We start from the raw sequence: 16,223 nt of genomic DNA on the forward strand, positions 1-16,223 counted from the left end.
TATAATCGAACTACTTGCTTAACTCACCTTTTTCCAGGTGAATGGATCTCGAACCATAAGCTGCCGCTTTCGGGTCATGTGTCACCATGATCACCGTCTTGCCTGCGTCCTTGCTCAAAGTCTGCAAAATACCAAGAACCTCCTGTGCCGAAGCTGAATCCAGATTGCCCGTCGGTTCATCGGCCACGAGCAGATTGGGTGAAGTGACCAGCGCCCGGGCAATGGCCACACGCTGTTCCTGTCCACCCGAAAGCTGGCGGGGCAGGTGATGCTTGCGTTCCGCGAGGCCTACCAGTTCCAGAGCCGTATTGACTTGATGCTGACGCTGTTTGCGGTTGAGTTTGGTTAAGAGCAGTGGGAGTTCCACGTTCTCATACGCGGTCAGAACCGGCATCAGGTTGAACGTCTGGAAAACAAACCCAACATTCTGATTTCTCCAATCAGCCAGTTCGGACTCATTAAGCTTCGCCACATCGATCCCCTGCACCAAACACTCACCGCTGGTAGGACGATCGATTCCCGCAATGATATGCAGCAGGGTGGATTTCCCGGAGCCGGATGGGCCCATCAAGGTCAAAAACTCGCCTGCTTTTATGTCCAATGAAATATTATCGAGCGCGGTGACGTTGATTTCACCCTGTCGATAAATCTTCGAGAGGTTGCGAATGGTTACAATGTTCTCAACTGCCATAAATATCCCGCAAACAGATAGGGCAGGGCGGGATTAATTGCAATGGAACGAAAGTGTTACTGCGCTTCTGCCTGCAAACGAAGCATTTCCGCAGCATACTTGCGCCCCATTTCATGCTGCGATTCCGTATTAAAATGCACCTTATCACCCAGGTGGTCCAGTCCATGCGATTCCACACACGCCGTGTGGGGAACCATTCCAGGCAATTGTTTTAAGGCTTCGTTGACAGTTCTGGCGAATGGTGTTTTATCCGGGCCGCGTTCATAAAGAAACTCACCAATTTGGCCAACCACCACCGGCAGATTGGTCTGGCCCACGTCAGTTCGAAAATCATGAATCATTTCACTCAAACGTTTTCCATAGGACTCAGCCAGACCTTTATCGCTCGAATCGTTTTCTCCCTGGTGCCATAACACCCCGGCGAGCGCCCCATCTTTAACCGCCACCTTCGCGCGCGCCACCGCATTGCTGTACAAATCCCCGCCGCGTTGCCAGCGACTCAACGGCGTGCCACCCACAGCACAAGGAACCAGTCCAATGGTCACATTCGAATTCTTCTCCGCCATGGATTTTCCAAATGCCAGTCCAGGACCAACACCCCGCCCCGCCTTGCGATCCTTCGTTACCGGCTCCATGGCCAACTCCCAGGTATTATTTGTGTTGAGCAACAACACGCGTGGATGAGTGGTCGTGTCCTCAAGCCCAACTTTCCCGCGACCTGCCATGTTGGATTGTCCCATCAATAAATAAATTTGGAACTTTCCCTTTGACGGAACCTGAACCTGATTGGTTTCAGCACTTTTTCCGGCGGAGCAAAGTGTAGTCACAATCAAAGCGATTAAAAGGCACGGTTTCATGCGAGTGAAATCATCGGCGGTACTGGACAATCGAGTGAATCTGCAATGGCGCGGAGCAGTTCGGCTTCCTCTTCCTGAACCACTCCATCAGCCGCGACCGTTTCAGCGCAGGCATTCAGAATGGATTTCTTGAGGGGCGGAGCCGTCTGATTCAACTTCTCCAATGCCGCATCGACTTCCTTCAACCCGCAAGCCGAAGCCGGCAATAAATTCATCTGGGACAATTTAAGCTGCTCCACCCCTTTGCGAAAAGCCATTTCGATCTGTCCTGCCTCGGCTTGCCCGGCATACGCCAAAGCTGAGAGCAGCACTTCACATTCCGGCACCAAAACCTTCAGCGCATAGTATTGAACCGTTTCTTTTCGCGGCGGCACATAATTCGGTTCCAACTGGCGGCGAACCATTTTTTGCAGGGCGTATTCAAACAGTTCGATCTGCTCATCGCTTTCAATGACGAACTGCATGGCTTGGATAAACTGCGTGTATTGTGCCAGCGATAAAACGCCGCAGTGCCGTCATGGCGATGGTGGCGAGTGGGCACTTTGACCGGACCTCGAGCGCGATGGTGCGTGGGACGAGTCGCAGTGTTTCCTGATAAATCGCTGGATCAATCTTTTGTTGGAGTTGCTGCAATTGCCTCGTCCGCATTCCTTCCTCCGGGCTGAGCAATATCGCATACACCAGTGCCACCGCACTCATCGGATCGCGGGCAGCCATGTCCAGGTCCTGTGGCAGTTTCGATCTCAAGTCCGCGGCATAGTCGAGGTGTCTGCCTGTGGGCGCGCCGATCGTTTCTGAAATAATCAACGTCTGGCCAACGGTACCTAATCCACTTGTCGCGCTCCTTTGCCCGCCGATGAGATCAGCCAGTTGCGGCGCCCGGACGATCCGCGGCGGCAATTCTTCAGCCGGTTGCATTTGCTCCTGAATTTGGTTCTCCGCGTCATGCAGGTTGACCTCCGTAAACTTGCCTTCGAAGCTTGGGTCCAATCGCTTTATCCTCTCTTCCAGTGGAGGATGAGTGGAAAAGATATTTGAAAGGGATTCACTCAAACCGTTTGCGAAGAACAGATGACTAGCCTCCTCCGCATTGGGATCTTCAATGCTCGAACCGCATCCGCCGACTTTTTTCAAGGCATTGGCCAGGCCTTCAGGATTGCGGGTGAACTGCACCGAGGCCGCATCCGCCAGGAACTCGCGTTGCCGGCTCACCGCACTTTTAATGAGGCTGCTAAAAAACACGCCAATCCAGCCGATGATGAACAGTGCAATGCCCAGCACAAATATGGAACCACGGTCGCGATCGCGCTCCCGATAACGTGAACCTCTTTGGTCCATCAAAATCCGCCCGAACATCGCAATGCATAGAATCCCGAACACCAGTCCCATCAACCGCAGATTCAACCGCATGTCCCCATTCAAAATATGGCTGAACTCGTGGCCGATGACTCCCTGCAATTCATCCCGTGTCAGCAAGCGCAGGCATCCCCGCGTCGCGCAAATCACCATGTCCTTCGTGGAATGACCGGCGGCAAACGCGTTGATTCCCGGTTCACCATCCATCACATACACCTGTGGCACCGGGGTGCCGGATGCGATGGACATTTCCTCGACCACGTTTAAAAACTTACGCTCATCCGGATCGCTCGTATTCGAATCGATTGGCCGCCCACCCATCATTTCTGCCACCGCACTGCCACCGCTGGACAACTGCAGCGTCTTGTAAGTGCTGCCACAAAAGATGACCAACAAGGTTCCCAGCGTCGCGAGGCCGAATACGCGTGGGTCATAGGTTCGAGCCCGATACTCCGCTCCATATTGATGCCGTGAATGTTGTGTTCCGGAGAAGATCACGCCCACGGCAAAATTGACTGCCAGAAGTATGCCGAGGACCGCAATAATGAAATAAACCACCAGCCACTTGGTAGTGCGGCGGGCGGCATCCTGGCGCTGAAAAAAGTCCATAACGAACGCCTAAATACAAGACCCGACGCCCGTGCAACCGGACATCGGGATCATTGCGATAAATTAAAACTGAACCTTTGGAGCTGCCTTCTCCTCCGGCTTTTCAATCACAAACATTTCTGCCGGCCCGAAGTTGAAGGTATTGGCGATGAAATTGGTCGGCACGCTTTCGCGCTTTGTATTGTACATCATCACGGAGTCATTGTAAGCCTGGCGCGCAAAAGCGACCTTGTTTTCGGTGGAGGTCAACTCCTCCATCAGGCGCGTCATTTCCTGATTCGCCTTCAGGTCTGGATAAGCCTCCGCCAACGCGAACAAACGACCCAACGAGCCAGTCAAAGCCGTTTCTGCTCCCCCCATTTCCTTGATCGCGGAAGCATCTCCAGGGTTTTGCGCCGCCCGGGTGTTGGCGCTCGAGGCGGCGTTGCGCGCGGCAATGACCTCCTCCAACGTTCCCCGCTCGTGCTTCATGTAACCCTTGGCAGTTTCCACGAGGTTCGGAATCAGGTCATAACGACGCTTCAACTGCACATCGATTTGTGCATAAGCGTTCTTAAAACGGTTCCGCAAGGTCACCAGGCTGTTGTAGCCACCCACGCCCCAGAAGATAATCAGGACCAGCGGTACAAAAATAACCCCTAGAATGATCAGTAATACTAAGCCCATATGATTCCTTTCATATCAAAAGGTTTCGCTAAACCGCCGCTTCACGCAATTACATTTTCGACCCCGATTTGTAAACAGGGCCCCTGATTGCCGAAGCAGACTCACTTCACAAACCCGCGCAACTTAAGCCAATAAACACAATCACTGGTCCACGGATGCAACTTGGTGGCCGAATTATATGCCCTGGTGCCAAGCGCAGTGCCGTGAGCGCCTTTCTCATAAATGTGCAGATCAAACGGCACCCCTGCCTCGCGCAATGCCGTGGCGAACATCAAAGCATTTTCCACCGGCACCGCTTTGTCCTCGACGGTATGAAAAAGAAAACAGGGCGGCGTCTCCTTCGTTACATGACATTCATTGGAAAGCTCCTTCACCAACTCCGGCGAAGGATCCTTCCCCAGCAGATTCATCTTGGACCCAGCATGCGTCTTTTCTCCCATCGTGATAACGGGATAGCAAAGGATGCCAAGGTCCGGCCGCGAACTTTCCTTTTCCACGGCGTCGGTGCTATCCGATTTCCCTCCATCAAAGTGCGTCATCAAAGTTGCCGCTAAATGTCCGCCTGCCGAAGAACCAATTATTCCCACCCGCTTCGGATCCAATTTCCACTCGGCCGCATGCGAACGAACCAGTCGAATGGCTCGCGATACATCCTGCAATTCCACTGGATGATGATAACCCGCCGAGCCCAGTCGATACTTCAGCACAAAGGCCGTCACGCCTTGATCCTTTAACCACAACGCGTAATCCTTGCCTTCATACGGAGCCAGATTGCCATAACCACCACCTGGACAAACCACCATCGCCGCTCCAGTGGCTTTGTCGGGACTCGGGAAAAAGGGTGTCAGCGTTGGAATATCCTTGTCGGCTGTTCCCAACGCACCGGGCGCGCCATCCTCCCAGAGAGGAAACGAATTCGTCGGTTGAGCCTGCGATGCTGAGAGAAGCATGAAAGACGACAAAAGACTCATAAGGAATTTCATAGATGGATGAGACGAGAATAACAAGTTGGAAAACTCTTGAGCAAGATTCTTTCCAAAGAAAATGTTGGTGGCTCAGGCGATAATGTCCCTGACCACATTCCCCTGGACATCGGTCAGCCGAAAATCCCGGCCGGAATGACGGAACGTCAGCTTCTCATGATCGAATCCCAGTAGCGCCAGCATTGTCGCGTGCAGATCATGAACATGCACCTTGTCCTCCGCAGCCTTGAAGCCGAATTCATCCGTCGCGCCGTGCACGTGACCGCCTCGCACGCCACCACCGGCCAGCCACATGCTGAATCCATAATGATTATGATCGCGGCCGTTGATCTTCCCGGCATTGGCGCCCGGTGTCGGCAATTCCACCACCGGCGTCCGTCCGAATTCTCCGCCCCAGACAACCAACGTATCTTCCAACATCCCGCGCTGTTTCAAATCCTTCAACAACGCTCCAATCGCCTGATCGCATTCTCCGGCTAACCTGCGGTGGTTCACCTCGATGTCATCATGATTATCCCATGGCTGACCGGCCCCATGCCAGACTTGCACGAATCGAACCCCTCGTTCCACCAATCGCCGTGCGATCAACAATTGCCGCGCCTGCGTTCCCTCACCATACATCTTGCGGATATGCTCCGGCTCCAATGAAATATCAAACGCATCGCTCGCATCCATCTGCATGCGATAGGCCAGCTCGAACGATTGAATCCGCGCTTCCAATTGCGCATCTTCCTTCCGCTTCTGGCGATGCTTCTCGTTGAGGGCCTGCAATAAATCCAACTGCTGCCGTTGCTCCGGCATCGGCTCGTAATTATTTTTGATGTTCTCGATCAACTCCTCGATGCGTGTCTTTTCGGTATTGATGTAAGTGCCCTGGTAAACACCGGGCAAAAATCCCGATTGCCAGTTCTGCGACTCCTGAATCGGATACCCGCCCGGACACATCGCGATGAATCCCGGCAGATTCTGGTTCTCGGAACCCAACCCATATGTCACCCACGAGCCCACACTTGGCCGTATCTGCCGCGCATCGCCGCAATTCATCAGCAACAACGACGGCTCATGATTCGGCACCTCCGCCATCATGGATCGGATCACACAGATATCATCGATATTCTCCGCCACATGGGGGAATAACTCGCTCACCTCGATGCCGCTCTGGCCATATTTCTGAAATTTGTACGGCGATGCAAACGCCGCGCCCGTCTTGCGCTCTGTGGCCAATTCCATCGGCAACGCCTTGCCGTTATACTTCGTCAACATCGGCTTCGGATCAAAAGTATCCACATGCGATGGCCCGCCGTTCGCAAAAATATGAATCACCCGCTTTGCCTTGCCAAAAAAATGCGGTGCCTTCGGAGTCAGCGGCGCAGCATAGCCCTCGCTCGCCTTCGCCTGGTTCAACATGCCTAAATTACCGAACAGGTTGGCCAGCCCGAGCGCCCCCATGCCCATGCCGCAACGACGCAGGAAACCACGGCGTGTCAGCGCCAGATGCTCCGGATTGAAGGCGTGATGGTTCATATCAAAATTGTATCTCTTTAATTCTCAAATTCCAGCCGCTTTTCTTTGACGCTCCAATTTCCCCCTACATTCACCGCCATGCAAGAATGTTATCGCTTCGATATCCTCGCCGCCGGATTCCGACCGCGAACAGTGATTCCCTTCAGTCCTGGGCCGCTTTCTCCTCAACCATTCCTAATGCTCCCCTTTGCCCCCGGAGTGCCGGTTTCCCAACCGGCTTAACGCAAACGATAAGGGCAGGGACGCAAAATACGCTCCGGCCAAGCCACCACCTCGGGAATCCAATTGCCTTCGCCAAACCCGAGCGGCGCCAAGCCGATGATATCGCGTGCCCAAAAAACAAACAGGATGAGCCGAAGCTCATCCTGTTGAAGTATTCAAACAGCGGTTATGCGACTAAAGCCGGATGCAATTCGATCCGGCAGACAGACGCATTAGTCCCGGTCTTCTCCACCATGTCGATTGTCGTTCGGTCGATGGTTGCTGCAAGGCTCAGCGCTGATGCTGCCTTGGATGAGCACCTGATTCCCATTACTATCGCCCGTGCCACAGACGTTTGCCTCAAAGGAGTTTTCCTCCACTGTCATGGTGCCCTTGTGATTCACCAATGTGGACGAGCTTTTGATCGTGAAACCGGATACGCTAAAATGAAAGGGTAGGGCAGAGTATCCATCTTGGTCCCGGAGCGTATAAGTCTGAATGCTGTAATCGTGACTGCTGGAGGAACCGTTTCTGCAATTAGACCAGGAACTGTCCACCGAGCTCCCAGTTTGTTGGATTCCAAAAAAGCCCGTTACATCCACTGAGTTGGTACAGTCCTGAACCAAAATGCTCGGACTTCCTGAACCATCACTCGATGTCACCAACAACAGTTTCGCCTTCCTCGAGAAATTATTTGTCGTTGCTAAACCTAACGCCTGAATAATTTCCCTGCAGCCTTCCCGCACGACCTTCACTTTGGTTTCCGCCACATTTTTGTTGGTCCGGGTATCGCCCTGCATGACAGCGCACAATTGAAAGTTCAACTCTTGAACCAGATTGCTCTGGGCATTGCTGTTTTGCACCGCACTAATGCCCGTCAGGATGATGCCAAGGGTGATGATGAATATTTTCTTCATGTTATTTCTTGCTGATTGTTGTGGTCTTTCGATGTCGCCCCTTCCAAACAGCATCGGCTAACCATCGTTTGTTAACGTAATGAAGGACCAGTAGATTGCCATTGCTTTACAGAATTTCCCGCATCCCGGCAAGCTGATAGTTCCCTTAACTGACGGGTATAAGATTTATTTATTCTCTTGCCGCAGCGGATTTCAATTCAACTGAAGCTAAGTCTCGCCTCCGTCTCCGAAACCAAACCTCTCAGCCCATCCAGCAAATTGCCCGTTTCACTTGGAAACTGCGGCCTCTTGATTCAACTGCTCAGTGATGTCCACGATGGCTTGGCGCGCTGCGTCTCTTTTTTCAGGGCTCGTCTGCTCATGCAGATAAGTGCGAAATTCCTCGCGTGCCTCTTTGAGTTTTCCTTGTGATAACAAAGTCCTCGCTAGGAAGAAGCGTACAGTCGGCCACACAGGATCGAAGCCCAGGGATTTTTGAAAATCTGCGATGGCTTCATCGTAGCGGTGTTGTTGCGCCGCTATCATTCCCTGGCAATAAAACGCAAACCAGCTTTTCGAATCTAATTTCAGCCCGTCATTCAACGCCTTGGTGGCTTCCGGTATCCGTTTGTCTCCAAGCAAATCCATGGCCAGGTTGAAATGAGTAAAGGCTGATTCAGGGAAAATGTTAGCTGCGACTCTCGAACGGTTTGCATTGCTCAGTTGACACATAAAGAAGCCCACAACCTGCTGATCGTTTAGAAAACGATATTCCTTATGTGGCACGCCAAACCATGTATATGCTGGATCCACCAGCAGTGCCTTTCCCTCCACGAAAACTCCAGCGCACGCATGAGTAACAAAACGGTCGCGATAATCCTTCGTGACCAGAACGTAGAATGTTTTCAGTCCAACCTCCCGTGCAAGGGCCATGTAGAGCAGAGTATATTCCTGGCAAATGAAACGGGTCTCTGGATTTGCCCAATCGTTGAAGGTTTGTTCTGCAGTTCTTCTACTGCTTTCTTCACCAAGATCGATATGCCGGGTCAATCCCTGGAAAATGCGCCGCGCTTTCTCCCTCTCATCTCGAGCATTGCCAACCAGTTCGCATGCCCATTTCTTCATTTCCGGCGTGCTGCTCATCGGGTACACCACCAAATTCATCTCCTCCTTCCCAAGCACTCGTGACAGATGCTTTTCCAACTCCTTTCTCGTAAACTCTCTCGGAACCGTGGCCTCCACCAAATACGGTGTCATCCGTGCATTCAGGCCTGCCAAATCGTGTTTTATTCGATCGACTTCGGAATTAGTGACCCCCTTTCTTTCCACTTCTTTGATAAATCGTTCGTAATGCTCAACTGCTTGGGGGATTTCATTTAGCTTCGCGTAGGTATCTCCAATCATTTGGTCGGTGGTTTCATCAGTGTACATGCTCTCAACAGCATTCAATTCTAAGACCGCATTCTCCCGTTCTCCCTGGGAGGCATGAATCCGGGCCAGTTCCGCTCGGACAGTGCCATTGAAGGGCTCCAGCGCCTTCGCTTTCTCGAGGCACTTGACTGATTCCACCCATTTTTCTCTCTGCCCATATATGACGCTTAATTGTTGGTAACTCTCACTGTTGTCCGGATCGAGGTCGATTGCCTTCAGAAATTCATCCCGTGCCAGGAACGGTTCCCCCTTCATGAGATAGATCAATCCGAGAGTCTCATGAGCGGAGGCGAAATCCTGATCGATTGCGACAGCTTTTTTCGCAATCGCTGTAGCTTCTTCCGTCTGGCCTTGCCACACCTTTATTTGCGCCATGACAATCAGCGCCGGCATGAACTCTGGATCGATTTTCAGCGCCGATGCCAGAAACGGCTCAGACTCCACCAATGCCTTGCCGCGATGATTTTCTGCCAGTGCCCGGCTGGTCAATTCCAGTGCATGGTTCGCTCGCAGCCGCGTACGCTCCATCTTTTTCAATTCTTCAGTCGTGGGTGTAATTTCCAGATATTTCAAAATGCGTTTGGACATGCCGAGTCCTGTGCGGGGCCAGTCACCTGTGCTCGCAATCCACTTGGTCGATCTCTTTCCAGTCGCCACATGCGTTACTTGAACCGTCACCTTGTATTTTTCCCCCTCTGGTTCGTAAGTGCAGTAGACCACTTCCTGCGCCTCAATTGCCCGACCAAACTCACGTATTTGCTTCGAATCAAGTGGTTGTCCTCTCTCCAAATGCAACTCTCGATAGCCGTAACTGACGGAGCTTGTTGGCAGAACATGGATGCTGTGCACAGCCTGAAGTGGCCTTTCAAAAAATTTTTCCGCTACGTACTGCCAGTGTGTCGCTTCGGTATCGGTAGATTCGCAATACGGCGCCAGCACTGCCACTGCGATTCGTTCCGCCGAATATGAATTCGTGACCGCAATTAGGAGAAGAACGAGCCAGAGTATTTTTATTGTTCTTGGTCCAAAACTGGAAAATGGAGAATGCATGTCCTGTGCCTGTAGTTTAAGAACATCGGTGCAGATGGCAAGCATCTCGTAAATATTTTCCTATTCTCTATCACGTAAAAAACTTCCGTGTCAGATGAAAGAATACCGGTGCCGCGAAGCAAATGGAATCAATGCGATCCAGGGTGCCGCCATGTCCTTCGATCAATGTGTCTAAGTCCTATGTGAAAGGCTGGTATTTTTGTTGTGTTTTGTAGCGTTCCTGCTACCCTCCGTCCACACAACAACCAAGAAGGCAGGGACTCCTTATGAAAGTCAAACTATCGGTCTTCATCTGCGCTTTTTTCACAGCACTCTCTCTTTTTGCCCAACAGCCCACTCAGTTGTGGGTATTTAATGCCGCGCTGACTGCATCACCTGCGGTTGCCCCGGATGGAACTATTTACTGTCCCTCTAACGATTCCTTGTTTGCACTGACTCCAGCTGGCTCCAACAAGTGGACCTTCACCACTGCGGCCCACGATGACATGTACGGCACGCCAGCTGTCGGCCTGGATGGCACGGTATACTTTGGCGACTACTCAGGAGCAGTTTATGCCCTGAACCCGGACGGTTCGTCGAAATGGATTCACCCACCTCTTGGGCGGTCTCGGTCTTCTCCGGCGCTCGCTTTGGATGGCACTGTTTATTTCGTCGCCGATGCTGAGCTTTTTGCGCTCACCTCATACGGAACGGTAAAATGGCACACACCTATCGACGCCAGCATCTACTCGGGATGGTCCCCTATTATTGGAGATGATGGGACCATTTATGTTAACTCGGCTCTTGGTGCGCTCTACGCCATAAATCCGGATGGAACGGTCAAATGGCAGTCACCAGTCTCCGAAAGCGCAGGTGACTCACCGGCCATTGGCCAGGACGGAACCATCTACGTCACTGGCGATGCTTTATACGCGATCAATCCCGATGGTACCAGCCGTTGGACAAACAACAGCCCGGGCGGTTTCGGCGCCACTTCGTTGGCCATCGGCAAGGATGGAACTCTTTATGTTGGCAGCGATATCGATTGGGGCCTGTCCGCCATCAAAACAAACGGCGAATTGCTTTGGCGCGTGGCCGCCACCTATAGCGATATTTATACGAGGCCAGGTACGACGCCAGCAGTCGATTCCAGCGGCATGATCTATTATGTGAGATCGGGCTGGGGTATTTATGACCCCAGCGTTCTTTACGCCATTGATCCGCATGGGACGGTGCAATGGAGTATTACCAATGCCTCGTCCTATACCATAGCTTCCGTAGCCATTGGTCCGGACGGCGCTATCTATGCGCCAATTGGCAACAGCCTTTATGCTATTCAGGGTACCAATCCATTGGGCAACACTCCCTGGCCCATGTATCGGCAAAATTTCCGTCACACCGGCAAACTCGAAAAACCCGCGCTGCAACAATTCAAACGCCGCATCGATTCGAATTTTGAATTCCAACTCCTCGGCGAAGTCGGCCAATCCTATGCGATTCAATACTCATCTGATCTCGCCAACTGGTCTTCCCTCACCAACCTCGTTCTAACCAATCTCCCCACGACCATCGTCGACTTGACTGCCACCAACGCACCTTCCCGCTACTACCGCGCCCAGTTGCAGTAGTTACCCCCATCGTAGGACTCACGTCGTCATCAACCCTCACGTGCAGATTGAAGGGCAGGGGAACACCTGCCATGGGAAGGCGAGCTACGGCATCACTACATAATTAAAAGCCGATTGTTTCACCGAACTCAGATTCTCTCAAAATACCGCACGCGCTCCCAATCGGTCACCGCGTTATCAAATGCCTCCACCTCGCACCGTGCTGTGTGCACATAGAATTCCACCACCGATTCTCCGAAGACCTGACGTGCAAGAGAACTCTTCTCCAACAAGTCTGCTGCTTCCCGCAACGACTTCGGTAACGACGGCAGTTTCGGATCCACATACGCGTTCCCCTCGTACAACTCGCCGCAATCGAGGTTCTCCTTCACACCGGCCATTCCCGCAGCAACCATCGCCGCGAATGCGAGATAGGCGTTGGCATCTGCACCGGGCATGCGATTCTCCAGGCGAAAACTGTTTCCTTCACCCACCACTCGGAAGCCCACCGTCCGATTATCATAAGCCCACGCCATTTTCGTTGGTGCCCAACTCGCCGATTGATACCGCTTGTACGAGTTGATGGTGGGCGCATAAAAGTAACTCAGTTCCGGCGAGTATTTCATCAACCCGCCGAGGAACTGGCGAAAGAACTTCGAGCCTTCCTTTCTTTTCGCATCCCAAAACAGCGACTTTCCCTTCTGCCAAATGCTCTGGTGAATATGACAACTGCTGCCTACTTCACCTGCATCCACCTTCGCCATGAAGGTGATGCACTTGCCATTCTGCTCGACGATTTCCTTGGCTCCCTGTTTGAAAACCATGTGCCGGTCGCCCATGACCAACGGCGCATCATAAACAAAATTGACCTCATGCTGCCCTTTGCCCCATTCGCCCTTCGACGACTCCACCGGAATCTCTGCTTCCTCCATCTGATTGCGCATAGCGCGAAAGATCGCTTCATCGCGCGCCGGCTGCAGCGTGTGATAATCAATGCGATAATCACTCGATGGTGTCAGCCCTTTGTAATTGCTATCAAAAGCGGTGTGATAATTGGTGTTGTACAGGAAAAATTCCAACTCGCTCGCAATCTTGCAAACCATCCCTTTGCCTTGCAGCGCCTCCAATTGACGCTTCAACACCGAACGCGGCGCTTCTTCCACCCGACCTCCGCTGTGATGATACAAGTCACAAATTACCATCGCTGCTCCGGGCTGCCACGGCAGCAGGCGCAGGGTCCCCAAGTCCGGCCGCATGTCAAAATCGCCAAATCCTTTTTCCCAGTTCGCCAGCTTGAATCCGCTCAGCGGCTCCATTTCCATGTTCAGCGTCAGGAGGTAATTGCAACTGTGCGTCCCGCCTTTGGCCACGTAATCCAAAAAATAATGCGCCGTCACCCGCTTGCCGATCAACCTCCCGAAAACATCTGGAAACACTACCAAAACCGTATCAATTTCCTTCCTGGCAATCTTGGACTTCAGCGTTTGAATGTTCATAAGGATTGTGCAACTGACACCCGTGACTCATACCGCTTCCACCAGCATGTGGAAACCGGATCACAAAATCTCTATTTTGAACTGATTTGACTTCTGGGAACCAGACCGCCCGGTGCTGCAGCCGGCTTTATTCTGCAATGTAAATATTTTTCAACTCCGTGCAACCCTCCATCGCCGCCATCCCAAGATCGCGTCCCAATCCACTCTGCTTAAATCCACCAAACGGTGCTTCCAAATGCAGGCTGTTATGGCAGTTCACGCTCAACACACCGCTCTCCACCCGACGCGAAACACGCAAGGCCTTCTTTAAATCATTCGTCCAGATTGAGCCACTCAACCCATAAGGCGAATCATTGACCTCCGCCAACATCTCCTCTTCCTTATCGAATGGCCGGATGCAAACCACCGGCCCGAAAACTTCCTCCCGCCAAATTTTATCGGATGTCTCGCAACCCAACACCACCGCCGGATTGAGATAATAACCTTTGCGAGCAGGACGATCGCCGCCGCAAAGAATTTTATGACGCGGCGATTTCACCGTTTGCAAATATCCTTCCACGCTCTCCCGCTGCTGCTTGGAAACCATCGGTCCAATTTGGGTTTCTACTTTTGCCGGTTCATCCACCACCAGCTTGCGTGTCTCTTGCACGAACAATTCCACAAATTTCTCATACACCGACCGCTCCACGAACACGCGACTCCGCGCGCAACAATCCTGCCCGGTATTGGCAAACACGCTCATCGGCGAACTGGTCGCAGCTTTTTCAAGATCTGCATCCGCAAATACAATGTTCGGCGACTTCCCACCGAGTTCGAGAGAAATTCTCTTAATATCCCGTCCCGCCAGTTGCATGATATGCGAACCCACTTCAGTCGAGCCGGTAAACGAAATTTTGCGAATCAACGGATGCTGCACCAGTGCATCACCGATTTCCTGTCCCGATCCTGACAATACCTGCAACGCTCCCGTGGGCAACCCGGCTTCCAACGCCAGTTCACCCATTCGCAAAGCGGTGAGGGGAGACTGCCGCGCGGGTTTGAGAACAACGCAATTGCCCGCCGCCAAAGCGGGTGCCACCTTCCACGTGGCAATGGGGAAGGGGAAGTTCCATGGCACAATCGCCGCCACCACTCCCATCGGCTGCCTCAGGGTGAAGTCAAATCCACCACGCGCGACTGGAATGGTCTGACCGCCAAATCGCGAAATCGCTCCCGCATAATACTCGAACGTCCTTGCACCCATCGCAATTTCATCCCGCGCATCGGCAATTGGTTTGCCAATCGAAAGGCTCTCAAGTTGTGACAATTCCTCCGCATGCTCGCGCAGTACCCTGGCAATTTGAAACATGACCTCAGCCCGCTTGCCCGGTGTGTAATCGCGCCAGCTTTGCTCAAAGGTTCGTTGCGCCCCCTGCACTGCGGTATCCACATCCTGCACACTTCCGGAAGCTACTTCGCAAAATGCTTCTTCAGTCGCTGGGTTGATAACCGCTGTCATCCTGCCGCCCGTGGGTTCGACCGCTTTGCCGTCGATGATAAGTTTCGTGGGGAATTGCATGGGAATCAAAGTGCCTGTTGATAAAGCCGTCGTAAATCGTCTCGCGTCACTGGAACCGGATTCGTCTGATGACAACCATCCGCAAAAGCTTGATCGCTCATGGCATCGAGTTGCGATTCCTTCACGCCATAGGCTCGTAATCCTGGTTCAAGTCCAATCTCGCAGAGCAGGTTGCTGACATGTTTGATGGTCGTTGCGTCGTCGGGATTGTTCAATCCCAGCGCAATGCCGACTCGCCGATAAACCCCAGGAAGTTTCGAAGCGTTAAACTGCATCACGACTGATGTGCACAGCGCATTGGCAGTGCCGTGGTGCAGTCCGCAAAAAGTGGAGAGGGGATGCGCCAGTGAATGAATCGCTCCCAGGTCCTTCTGGAAAGCGACCGCACCCATCATCGCAGCCACCAGCATCCTGCCGCGCGCTTCGATGTCCTTGCCATTCTTCACAGCTTTAACGAGTGATTGGCTGATGAGATGAATGCCTTCCAGGGCAATGCCATCACACATGGGATGAAATACGGGTGATGTCACGGACTCGATGCAATGAATCAGTGCATCGGCCCCGGTCGCCGCCGTGAGTTTGGGCGGCAGACCAACGGTGAGCTCTGGATCGAGAATCACCAGGCTGGCCAGAAGGGAAGGATGAAAAATAACCTGCTTGCGCCCATCTTTGATGATAACCGAGCTGCGACCCACTTCGCTGCCTGTGCCCGCGGTGGTGGGAATCGTGATGCACGGAACCAACCCGCTCCAATCCGCGCCGAACTCAAAAGGAATCAATGGTTTCTCCGGTCGCTTGATGCACATGCGAATCACCTTGCCCACATCAAGTGCGCTGCCTCCGCCAAACGCAATCACTGAATCGCACTGGTTCTCCTGGTAAGCCTTCGTGGCAGCTTCCACGTCTTCAATGGTGGGATTCGGATGAACTCCAGAAAACACAGGCCATCTGCCATTCGAAATTTTGTCAAGCTTTTTGAAAGCATTGGTGGGCAGGAGGCCGGGATCGGTTACGATCAATGGTTTTTTCATGCCCAAGGTCGTGAGATGCTCTGGTAGTTCCTGGATGACGCCTGCGCCGAACCTTATTTTCGTGGGAAAGGAAAAGGATGAAACCATGCGCGAATTATGCCTCTGACCAGAATTGGCGTCAATGGAGTGAATAAACCAGATATGCGTGCATTATTTCCACTCGGCGATAAAAAACTTTTACATCTCCTTAACAATTTTCCCTCCTTTACACATATTTGCTTTACCAGCCTGGTTCTAAATCTTCTTGCAACGCTGAGTAACCGAAACTGCAAAACGCAGCGCAGGACC

General features: G+C 52.5%; 13 protein-coding genes and 1 pseudogene. 1 reads left to right on the forward strand and 13 read right to left on the reverse strand.

The features are described from left to right. Positions 1–10: 10 nt before the first annotated feature. From CFLAV_RS20675 to CFLAV_RS37665, 10 genes and pseudogenes are all read right to left on the reverse strand, one after another. Positions 11–691, reverse strand: a complete 681-nt coding sequence (locus tag CFLAV_RS20675) for an ABC transporter ATP-binding protein (RefSeq protein WP_007416775.1) — start codon at positions 689–691, stop codon at positions 11–13. 56 nt (positions 692–747) lie between these two features. After that, a complete protein-coding gene (locus tag CFLAV_RS20680; RefSeq protein WP_007416776.1) occupies positions 748–1,548 on the reverse strand; it encodes a sialate O-acetylesterase in 801 nt (266 codons plus the stop codon). Continuing rightward, complete coding sequence (locus tag CFLAV_RS34285) at positions 1,545–2,012, reverse strand: Zn-dependent protease with chaperone function (protein WP_007416777.1); 468 nt, start codon at positions 2,010–2,012, stop codon at positions 1,545–1,547. Before CFLAV_RS34285 ends, CFLAV_RS20680 begins: the two co-directional genes overlap by 4 nt. After that, complete coding sequence (locus tag CFLAV_RS20685) at positions 1,996–3,513, reverse strand: M48 family metallopeptidase (RefSeq protein WP_007416778.1); 1,518 nt, start codon at positions 3,511–3,513, stop codon at positions 1,996–1,998. Before CFLAV_RS20685 ends, CFLAV_RS34285 begins: the two co-directional genes overlap by 17 nt. A gap of 63 nt (positions 3,514–3,576) precedes the next feature. Then, on the reverse strand, positions 3,577–4,179 hold the full coding sequence (locus tag CFLAV_RS20690) for a LemA family protein (protein WP_007416779.1): 603 nt from the start codon (positions 4,177–4,179) through the stop codon (positions 3,577–3,579). Positions 4,180–4,280: 101 nt separating this feature from the next. Continuing rightward, positions 4,281–5,150 carry an alpha/beta hydrolase gene (locus tag CFLAV_RS20695; protein WP_202796931.1) on the reverse strand — a complete coding sequence of 290 codons (870 nt, stop codon included), beginning with the start codon at positions 5,148–5,150 and terminating at the stop codon, positions 4,281–4,283. Positions 5,151–5,234: 84 nt separating this feature from the next. Beyond that, complete coding sequence (locus CFLAV_RS20700) at positions 5,235–6,686, reverse strand: DUF1501 domain-containing protein (RefSeq protein ID WP_007416781.1); 1,452 nt, start codon at positions 6,684–6,686, stop codon at positions 5,235–5,237. 434 nt (positions 6,687–7,120) lie between these two features. Next, positions 7,121–7,804 (reverse strand): hypothetical protein, encoded by a 684-nt coding sequence (locus CFLAV_RS20705; RefSeq protein WP_007416782.1) that lies wholly within the window; start codon positions 7,802–7,804, stop codon positions 7,121–7,123. 267 nt (positions 7,805–8,071) lie between these two features. Further along, positions 8,072–10,309 (reverse strand): transglutaminase-like domain-containing protein, encoded by a 2,238-nt coding sequence (locus CFLAV_RS20710; RefSeq protein WP_007416783.1) that lies wholly within the window; start codon positions 10,307–10,309, stop codon positions 8,072–8,074. A gap of 25 nt (positions 10,310–10,334) precedes the next feature. Beyond that, positions 10,335–10,442, reverse strand: a pseudogene (locus CFLAV_RS37665) (phosphatidate cytidylyltransferase); the annotation flags it as partial. An 88-nt stretch (positions 10,443–10,530) separates the two neighbouring features. Here CFLAV_RS37665 and CFLAV_RS32790 point away from each other — a divergent pair. Continuing rightward, positions 10,531–11,871, forward strand: a complete 1,341-nt coding sequence (locus tag CFLAV_RS32790) for an outer membrane protein assembly factor BamB family protein (RefSeq protein WP_007416784.1) — start codon at positions 10,531–10,533, stop codon at positions 11,869–11,871. 128 nt (positions 11,872–11,999) lie between these two features. Here the strand turns inward: CFLAV_RS32790 and CFLAV_RS20720 are convergent, their stop codons facing one another. The 3 genes from CFLAV_RS20720 to CFLAV_RS20730 form a co-directional block, all read right to left on the reverse strand. Then, positions 12,000–13,346, reverse strand: a complete 1,347-nt coding sequence (locus CFLAV_RS20720) for a glutamine synthetase family protein (RefSeq protein WP_007416785.1) — start codon at positions 13,344–13,346, stop codon at positions 12,000–12,002. A 127-nt stretch (positions 13,347–13,473) separates the two neighbouring features. Continuing rightward, complete coding sequence (locus CFLAV_RS20725) at positions 13,474–14,904, reverse strand: aldehyde dehydrogenase family protein (RefSeq protein WP_007416786.1); 1,431 nt, start codon at positions 14,902–14,904, stop codon at positions 13,474–13,476. Between the two features lie 5 nt (positions 14,905–14,909). Next, positions 14,910–16,022 carry an iron-containing alcohol dehydrogenase gene (locus CFLAV_RS20730; protein WP_007416787.1) on the reverse strand — a complete coding sequence of 371 codons (1,113 nt, stop codon included), beginning with the start codon at positions 16,020–16,022 and terminating at the stop codon, positions 14,910–14,912. Positions 16,023–16,223 lie beyond the last annotated feature (201 nt).

The organism is Pedosphaera parvula Ellin514 (assembly GCF_000172555.1).
Taxonomy (GTDB): Bacteria; Verrucomicrobiota; Verrucomicrobiia; order Limisphaerales; family Pedosphaeraceae; genus Pedosphaera.